This is a genomic window from Halorubrum sp. AJ67 (genome assembly GCF_000513435.1).
The window spans coordinates 17,411-18,695 of the sequence record NZ_CBVY010000015.1; the positions used below are offsets into that span (position 1 = coordinate 17,411).

A 1,285-nucleotide genomic window follows, 5' to 3' on the forward strand; every position below is an offset into this window, starting at 1 on the left:
CGCGACGAGCTGCTCGCGGCGCTGGAGGCCGCCGTCGAGGAGCGCGTCGCCGAGGGTCTCCCCTTCGAGTTAGCGGCCGATGAGGGGATCGGTGAGGCGCTCGAATCGCGCGTCGCCGACCTCAGGCGGCTGCTCTCCGAGCGTACCTACGCGGAGCCGCCCGACGTCGTCGCGCCCGACCTGTTCCCGCCGTGTATGACCAACCTCATCGAGAAGGCCGAGCGCGACGCCACGCTCTCGTCGGCCGAGTCGTTCGCGCTGATGGCCTTCCTCGTCGGCATCGGGATGACGCCCGACGAGGTCGTCGCCTTCTGTGCGGACACCAGCCTCGACGCTGAGGGGATCCGCTACCAGACCGAGTACCTGACGGATGACCGGGGCACCCAGTACCCGCCGCCGACCTGCGAGACGCTCGCGAACTACGGGATCTGTCACAACGAGGACGACCACATGCAGGTCGCGGCCGATCCGCTCTCGTACTACGAGAAACAGGTGGCCGCGGCCGACGAGGTGACCGACTGGCGGGCCGGTCGGGAGCCGGACGAAGCGAGCGAGGCGTGAGTTTGACGCGCCGCTGCGGCCGCTAATACCGGAGAAACGGGACGAACCGCCTAGGACTCGTCGTCCGCGCGCATCAGATACGTTCCGACGCCGGCCATCAGGAGGACGAACCCGGCCAGAAGCGCCACGAGCGCGAGCGCGCCCGCTTCCGGGAGGACGGTCGATCCGCCGAAGGTGACCCCGATGCCGACCAGTCCGACGATGAACACCGCGGCCGCCGCCAGCGAAACGGTGATCTGCCGACGGAGTTCCGCGTCGATTTCCATGGCTGCGGCTTCCCGTCGCCGCTAAAAAAGGACTTCGATGGGCACTCCGGCCGTCCCCTCACTTCGCTAGGTGCGTGATGTCTCGCCGCAGGTTGTACCCGCGCGGAACGCCGACGATCCCCAGACACTCGTCGCAAAGCACTCGCTCGTAGTCTCGGTTGGTCTCTTTCTCCAACAGGGAGACGTCCGCGAGCGGAAACACCGACTCGCACCGATCGCACTCCGCCTTGTCGCCGTCGACGATCTTCATCGCTTCCCCGTTTCCGAGATCGACACATAAACTCGCGGACGGCGTTATCACTCGGGATAGCGAGATCCGATAAAAAATCGGACGGTCGGTCGACCCGGTCGGGGTCCGAGCGGTCCTCCGGCGTCAGCCGAAGAGCTCGCCGAGACCCTCGCCGCCGTCGCCTTCCTCTTCGTCGTCGTCCGCCTCGTCGGCGGCCTCGGCCTCTTCG

2 protein-coding genes and 2 pseudogenes are annotated in these 1,285 nt (G+C 67.2%); 1 reads left to right on the forward strand and 3 read right to left on the reverse strand.

Annotation, left to right across the window (positions count from 1 at the left end; translation table 11 throughout):
- Positions 1–561: pseudogene (locus tag BN903_RS11655) on the forward strand (DNA primase); the annotation flags it as partial.
- Between the two features lie 50 nt (positions 562–611).
- Here the strand turns inward: BN903_RS11655 and BN903_RS11660 are convergent.
- The 3 genes and pseudogenes from BN903_RS11660 to BN903_RS18480 form a co-directional block, all read right to left on the reverse strand.
- Positions 612–827, reverse strand: coding sequence for a hypothetical protein (locus BN903_RS11660; protein WP_048077890.1), 216 nt, complete (start codon positions 825–827; stop codon positions 612–614).
- Positions 828–885: 58 nt separating this feature from the next.
- Positions 886–1,077, reverse strand: a complete 192-nt coding sequence (locus BN903_RS11665; protein WP_048077891.1) for a hypothetical protein — start codon at positions 1,075–1,077, stop codon at positions 886–888.
- 123 nt (positions 1,078–1,200) lie between these two features.
- Positions 1,201–1,285: pseudogene (locus tag BN903_RS18480) on the reverse strand (50S ribosomal protein P1); the annotation flags it as partial.

Excerpts from the sequence above, each read along its gene's own strand:
- BN903_RS11660 (WP_048077890.1), bottom strand. The coding sequence starts at position 827 with ATGGAAATCGACGCGGAACTCCGTCGGCAGATCACCGTTTCGCTGGCG.
- BN903_RS11665 (WP_048077891.1), bottom strand. The coding sequence starts at position 1,077 with ATGAAGATCGTCGACGGCGACAAGGCGGAGTGCGATCGGTGCGAGTCG.